The 6,508-nt window shown below is 57.5% G+C and carries 6 protein-coding genes; 4 read left to right on the forward strand and 2 right to left on the reverse strand.

From position 1 onward, the window contains the following. Positions 1-113: 113 nt before the first annotated feature. Both prs and dauA read left to right on the forward strand, forming a co-directional pair. Complete coding sequence (prs, locus tag VZP09_RS11350; RefSeq protein WP_002910407.1) at positions 114-1,061, forward strand: ribose-phosphate diphosphokinase; 948 nt, start codon at positions 114-116, stop codon at positions 1,059-1,061. Positions 1,062-1,185: 124 nt separating this feature from the next. After that, the gene (dauA, locus tag VZP09_RS11355) at positions 1,186-2,865 is read left to right on the forward strand and encodes a C4-dicarboxylic acid transporter DauA (protein WP_064152596.1); all 1,680 of its coding nucleotides are present in this window, start codon (positions 1,186-1,188) and stop codon (positions 2,863-2,865) included. Here the strand turns inward: dauA and VZP09_RS11360 are convergent, their stop codons facing one another. Further along, positions 2,866-3,912, reverse strand: coding sequence for a MerR family transcriptional regulator (locus VZP09_RS11360; RefSeq protein WP_101970030.1), 1,047 nt, complete (start codon positions 3,910-3,912; stop codon positions 2,866-2,868). It abuts the gene before it with no gap. Between the two features lie 221 nt (positions 3,913-4,133). Continuing rightward, positions 4,134-4,409 (reverse strand): stress-induced protein YchH, encoded by a 276-nt coding sequence (ychH, locus tag VZP09_RS11365; protein WP_002910437.1) that lies wholly within the window; start codon positions 4,407-4,409, stop codon positions 4,134-4,136. Between the two features lie 272 nt (positions 4,410-4,681). Between ychH and pth the strand changes: the two genes are divergently transcribed. Both pth and ychF read left to right on the forward strand, forming a co-directional pair. Then, on the forward strand, positions 4,682-5,266 hold the full coding sequence (gene pth, locus VZP09_RS11370) for an aminoacyl-tRNA hydrolase (RefSeq protein WP_040225724.1): 585 nt from the start codon (positions 4,682-4,684) through the stop codon (positions 5,264-5,266). Between the two features lie 117 nt (positions 5,267-5,383). Beyond that, entirely contained in the window at positions 5,384-6,475 is a 1,092-nt protein-coding gene (ychF, locus tag VZP09_RS11375) for a redox-regulated ATPase YchF (protein ID WP_328795142.1), read from the forward strand. Positions 6,476-6,508: the final 33 nt, after the last annotated feature.

The following is a 6,508-nucleotide window of genomic DNA, read 5'->3' on the forward strand; positions in this document are numbered from 1 at the left end:
TGTTCCAGACGTTGCATCGTGCTCTTTAAATACACCGACTGGATCGAATGGCGCCATCCCGCACATTATTGGCCCATTCATCCACCACTGGACGCATGCCTGAGGTTCTTCTCGTGCCTGATATGAAGCTTTTTGCTGGTAACGCCACCCCGGAACTAGCACAACGTATTGCCAACCGCCTGTACACTTCTCTTGGCGACGCCGCTGTAGGTCGTTTTAGCGACGGCGAAGTCAGCGTACAAATCAATGAAAACGTACGCGGTGGTGATATTTTCATCATCCAGTCCACTTGTGCTCCCACCAATGACAACCTGATGGAACTGGTTGTTATGGTTGATGCTCTGCGTCGTGCTTCGGCAGGTCGTATCACCGCCGTTATCCCTTACTTCGGTTATGCTCGTCAGGACCGTCGTGTTCGTTCTGCTCGTGTGCCAATCACCGCGAAAGTGGTGGCGGATTTTCTGTCCAGCGTCGGCGTTGACCGCGTGCTGACCGTTGACCTGCACGCAGAACAGATCCAGGGCTTCTTCGATGTGCCAGTCGATAACGTGTTCGGCAGCCCAATCCTGCTGGAAGATATGCTGCAGCTGAACCTGGACAACCCGATTGTGGTTTCTCCGGACATCGGCGGCGTCGTGCGTGCCCGCGCTATCGCTAAACTGCTGAATGATACCGATATGGCTATCATCGACAAGCGCCGTCCGCGCGCCAACGTCTCCCAGGTGATGCACATCATCGGCGACGTTGCCGGTCGTGACTGCGTGATGGTCGACGATATGATCGACACCGGCGGCACCCTGTGTAAAGCGGCAGAAGCGCTGAAAGAGCGTGGCGCGAAACGCGTATTCGCTTACGCAACGCACCCAATCTTCTCCGGCAACGCTATCCAGAACATCAAAAACTCTGTCATTGATGAATTTGTCGTCTGCGATACCATTCCGCTGGCACCAGAAATTAAAGCGCTGGATAAAGTGCGTACTCTGACGCTCTCCGGTATGCTGGCTGAAGCTATTCGCCGTATCAGCAATGAAGAATCTATCTCTGCTATGTTCGAACATTAATCGAGCCCAGCACAAAAACCCGCTGCGGCGGGTTTTTTTGTCTCCGCACCTTATTTGTATGATCAATGCCTCCTTCACCTGCCATTTAGTTGACAGATGATGCGCTCATGGATGAAACATTATTGTGAACAGATTATTTTCCTCACATGTGATGCCTTTCCGCGCCCTCATCGACGCTTGTTGGAAAGAAAAGTACACCTCCGCCCGCTTCACGCGTGACCTGATCGCCGGGATCACCGTCGGGATCATTGCGATTCCGCTGGCGATGGCGCTGGCGATTGGCAGCGGTGTGCCGCCGCAGTACGGCCTCTATACCTCAGCGGTGGCAGGGATTGTGATCGCCTTGACCGGCGGGTCACGCTTTAGCGTTTCCGGTCCGACCGCCGCCTTTGTGGTGATCCTCTATCCGGTTTCCCAGCAGTTTGGTCTGGCGGGACTGCTGGTGGCGACGCTGATGTCGGGGATCTTTTTAATCCTCTTTGGCCTGGCGCGCTTTGGCCGCCTGATCGAATATATCCCGCTGTCAGTCACCCTCGGCTTCACCTCGGGGATCGGTATCACCATCGGCACCATGCAGATTAAAGATTTCCTCGGCCTGCAGATGCCCCATGTGCCGGAGCATTATCTGCAGAAAGTGGCGGCGCTGGCGATGGCCCTACCGACCATTAACGTTGGCAATGCCGCCATCGGCGTCGTTACTCTTGGCATTCTGATCCTCTGGCCGCGGCTGGGTATCCGCCTGCCGGGCCACCTCCCGGCGCTGCTAGGCGGCTGCGCGGTCATGCTGGTGGTCAACTTGCTCGGCGGCGATGTCGCGACGATCGGCTCACAGTTCCATTATCAGCTGGCGGACGGCACTCAGGGCAATGGCATTCCGCAGCTGCTGCCGCAGCTGGTATTGCCCTGGGATATGCCGGGCTCAAACTTTACCCTGAGCTGGGCCTCGCTGCAGGCTTTGCTGCCTGCCGCCTTCTCAATGGCGATGCTCGGCGCCATTGAATCTCTGCTGTGCGCGGTGGTGCTTGATGGCATGACCGGCACCAAGCACAAAGCCAATAGCGAGCTGATTGGCCAGGGGCTGGGCAACATTGTCGCGCCGTTCTTCGGCGGGATCACTGCCACCGCGGCGATTGCCCGCTCGGCGGCGAACGTCCGCGCCGGCGCCACATCGCCGGTTGCCGCCGTGATCCACGCCCTGCTGGTGATCCTGGCGCTGCTGATCCTCGCCCCACTGCTCTCCTGGCTGCCGCTGTCGGCGATGGCCGCCCTGCTGCTGATGGTGGCATGGAATATGAGCGAGGCGCATAAAGTCATCAATCTGCTGCGCCACGCGCCGAAGGACGACATCGTGGTGATGCTGATGTGCATGTCGCTAACGGTGCTGTTTGACATGGTGATCGCTATCAGCGTCGGGATCGTGCTGGCTTCGCTGTTGTTTATGCGCCGTATCGCACGCATGACTCATCTGGCGCCGGTCAACGTCGAGGTGCCAGACGATGTGCTGGTGCTGCGGGTAATTGGGCCGCTGTTCTTTGCCGCCGCCGAAGGCTTGTTCAACGATCTGGAGACCCGGATCGCCGGCAAGCGCATCGTGGTGCTGAAATGGGACGCGGTGCCGGTTCTCGACGCCGGTGGTCTGGATGCCTTCCAGCGCTTTGTGAACAAGCTGCCGGAAGGCTGTGAATTGCGCGTATCTAACCTCGAGTTTCAGCCGCTACGCACGCTAGCGCGCGCCGGCGTCAAGCCGCTGCCCGGACGCCTGAGCTTCTACCCCGATCGTCAGGCCGCGCTGGCTGACCTGTGATCACCCGGCGGCAGGTCCCTGCGCCTGCCGCATCAAGGATCCGGTCGCCTGCTGCAGCCAGCTCAGCACTGCCGGCGTCATCCAGGTGCCCTTCATCAAATGCGGCTCCTGCTCCATTGCCCGACGAAACTTCTGCAACGTCTGCGGCCGGGTACCGGCGTAGGACTGAAACAGTTCAAGCCACGCACGGGCCAGCGCCTGACCCGACGCCGAGTCCGGCGCTACGCCCTCCCGGCACGCCTGATGCAGCTTAGCCACCAGCGCAGGCCACTCCTGTAGCCGGTCAAAATAGTGCTGGCGGGTGAACGCCATCTCTTCTTCGTTAAGGTACCGCGCCCAGATGGCCAGTTTGCTTTCGGCAAAGGCCTCGGTGATATAAGCGATGATTGCCGGCGTGACGCCGGTCTGTTCAACCATCTGCGGCTCGGCGGCATGCATCTCGTTCAGGCGGGTCAGAAACTCCGGACGCCCGGCCGTATCCTGCTCCAGGCGCTCCATCCAGCGCGTCGCCAGACGCATCGCCTGCGGACTGTCCGTCGGGCAGCCGCTCGCCATCAGCGTCTGCACCTCCTCCGTTAGCTCGCGCCACGCCTGCGCCCGCTGTTCATCCTGTGCCGCAAACGGCAGCGCGGCTAACTCCTGTTGACTAAACCAACGATCGTACATTTTCATTAACTCCAGCGTCTGTAGCCAGGACTCCAGATCGGGTTCATTGCCGCTCGCCAGCGCCTCGCGCAGCACCAATAGTCGGTCGCGCAGCCTGCCAACATCGCGTAGCTGGGCGTTGAGCATATCTATCTGCTGCGTCAGCAGCTCGGGCAGCGACAGCGTTTGCCGATCGAGATAGTCCTTGATTGTGGCGAGCGTTAGCCCGGCCTGCGCCAGCGCCTTTATCATATGCAGGCGCTGAACCGCGGACAGGTTATAGAGCCGATAGCCCGCCTCGCTTCTGGCCGAAGGCGTTAACAGCCCCGTCTGTTCATAATGATGCAGCGTACGTACCGTCAGTCCGGCACGCTTCGCCAGCTCTCCCACCTGAATTAACATGACTGCTCCTCTCTGTGGCCAGGTCCGCTACTCTGCAGCCTGACGTAACGTCAGGGTCAAGCAAAAACCGCGCTTGCTATTCATTTTTGCTGGCAACCATAGCAGCACGAAGGCCAGGACGGAATGGGGGCGTAATATGGCGGGAAAAAGAGGAAGAGATAAAGTGAGACACAGAAAAGCGCATCGGCCTTCAGCGGCCGATGCGGGAAATCATGCTACGGTTAGCTGTGACGATGCTGGTTACGACGGCAGCGTTTATCGTAGTGGCGCACCCACCAGTAGCGGTCGCTGACCTGCTCGTGGCCGCCAATACGGGCACCGGCCAGCCAGAGCACTGCGCCAACGAAGATGCTTAGGATTGCGCCATGCGCAAAGAACTGTGGCAGGTTAAGCTGCGGAAGCTGGTTCAGAATGGAGTAACCTACCCCCACAACCATCACCACCAACCCTAACCCCATGAGTACGTTACCGAGTAACGAAGCGTTTTTGCGTTTCATGTGTCACCTCCGGACTTTGGGTTGCCAGGGAATGTCCCCAAATCTTATAGGTGTAGTATAGACAAGGTCTCTTCTGCGGAGTGCGTCCACGATCACATTAGTGAACAGCGAATAGACAAAAATTTACAAATAAGTCTATGAACCATATCAAATTCTAATGATTTAGTGAGTAAATCATCAATGCGGGTATTGTCTAATAGCCAGAATTTTGTCAAGCGCGCCCGCAGACAGTACACTACGCGGCAGAGAATGCCCCATGCAGGATAGAAAACGTGACCATTAAACTAATTGTCGGCCTGGCCAACCCCGGTGCGGAATATTCCGCCACCCGGCACAACGCTGGCGCCTGGTATGTGGATTTACTGGCGGATCGCCATCGTGCGCCGCTGCGCGAAGAGAGCAAATTCTTCGGCTACACCTCGCGCATCAACCTGGCGGGCGAGGACGTCCGCCTGCTGGTCCCCACTACCTTTATGAACCTCAGCGGTAAAGCCGTGGCCGCGATGGCGACCTTTTATCGCATCAACCCGGATGAAATTCTGGTCGCCCATGACGAGCTGGATTTACCGCCGGGCGTGGCGAAATTTAAGCTTGGCGGTGGCCATGGCGGCCACAATGGCCTGAAGGATATCATCAGTAAGCTCGGCAATAACCCGAACTTTCACCGTTTACGCGTCGGAATCGGCCATCCGGGTGACAAAAACAAGGTTGTCGGCTTTGTGCTTGGCAAACCACCGGCCAGCGAGCAGAAACTGATCGATGACGCTGTCGACGAAGCGGCGCGCTGTACCGAAATCTGGTTAAAGGACGGGCTGACCAAAGCGACCAACCGTTTGCACGCCTTTAAGGCGCAATAAGCAGTTGTCGTGCGGCATTTTTGCCGCGCACCGTGTATAATAGGCAAAGCTATTCAATTTTCTGCAATCTGTTCCTTGTAACAGATTGATTATCCAAAGATTAAGGTGATTTAAATCATGGGATTCAAATGCGGTATCGTCGGTTTGCCCAACGTCGGCAAATCCACCCTGTTCAATGCGCTCACCAAAGCGGGTATTGAAGCGGCCAACTTCCCCTTCTGTACCATTGAGCCGAACACCGGTGTCGTACCGATGCCCGATCCGCGTCTGGACAAGCTGGCTGAAATCGTCAAACCGCAGCGCATCCTGCCGACCTCCATGGAGTTCGTGGATATCGCGGGGCTGGTGAAAGGCGCGTCCAAAGGTGAAGGTCTTGGCAACCAGTTTCTGACCAACATCCGTGAAACCGAAGCCATCGGCCATGTGGTTCGCTGCTTTGAAAACGATAATATTATTCACGTCGCGGGGAAAGTGAACCCGGCGGAAGATATCGACGTTATCAATACCGAACTGGCGCTGTCTGACCTTGATACCTGCGAACGCGCGATTCACCGCGTCTCCAAAAAAGCCAAAGGCGGCGATAAAGACGCGAAGGTTGAGCTGGCCGCGCTGGAAAAATGCCTGCCGCAGCTGGAAAACGCCGGTATGCTGCGTGCGCTGGATCTGACCAAAGAAGAGAAAGAGGCCATCCGCTATCTGAGCTTCCTGACCCTGAAGCCGACCATGTACATCGCGAACGTCAATGAAGACGGTTTCGAGAACAACCCGTACCTCGATCAGGTTCGCGCCATCGCCGAGCAGGAAGGGTCTGTGGTGGTGCCGGTGTGCGCCGCCGTTGAAGCGGACATCGCCGAGCTGGACGATGAAGAGCGTGACGAGTTCATGGCTGAGCTGGGCCTCGAAGAGCCGGGCCTGAACCGCGTGATCCGCGCCGGTTACGCTCTGCTGAACCTGCAGACCTACTTCACCGCGGGCGTGAAAGAAGTTCGCGCATGGACCATCCCGGTGGGAGCGACCGCGCCGCAGGCAGCCGGTAAGATCCACACCGACTTCGAAAAAGGCTTTATCCGCGCGCAGACCATCGCTTATGAAGACTTCATTGCCTACAAAGGCGAACAGGGCGCGAAAGAAGCCGGTAAAATGCGTGCTGAAGGTAAAGACTACATCGTGAAAGATGGCGATGTGATGAACTTCCTGTTCAACGTCTAATCCCGCTGGCTGGCGTTTTCGCCGCCACCGCGC

The organism is Klebsiella sp. EMBS2024 (genome assembly GCF_036233805.1).
Classification (GTDB): Bacteria; Pseudomonadota; Gammaproteobacteria; order Enterobacterales; family Enterobacteriaceae; genus Klebsiella; species Klebsiella pneumoniae.

Bases quoted from the DNA above. Each gene is read 5' to 3' on its own strand.
- VZP09_RS11360 (WP_101970030.1), bottom strand. From the start codon at position 3,912: ATGTTAATTCAGGTGGGAGAGCTGGCGAAGCGTGCCGGACTGACGGTA.
- ychH (WP_002910437.1), bottom strand. From the start codon at position 4,409: ATGAAACGCAAAAACGCTTCGTTACTCGGTAACGTACTCATGGGGTTA.
- ychF (WP_328795142.1), top strand. From the start codon at position 5,384: ATGGGATTCAAATGCGGTATCGTCGGTTTGCCCAACGTCGGCAAATCC.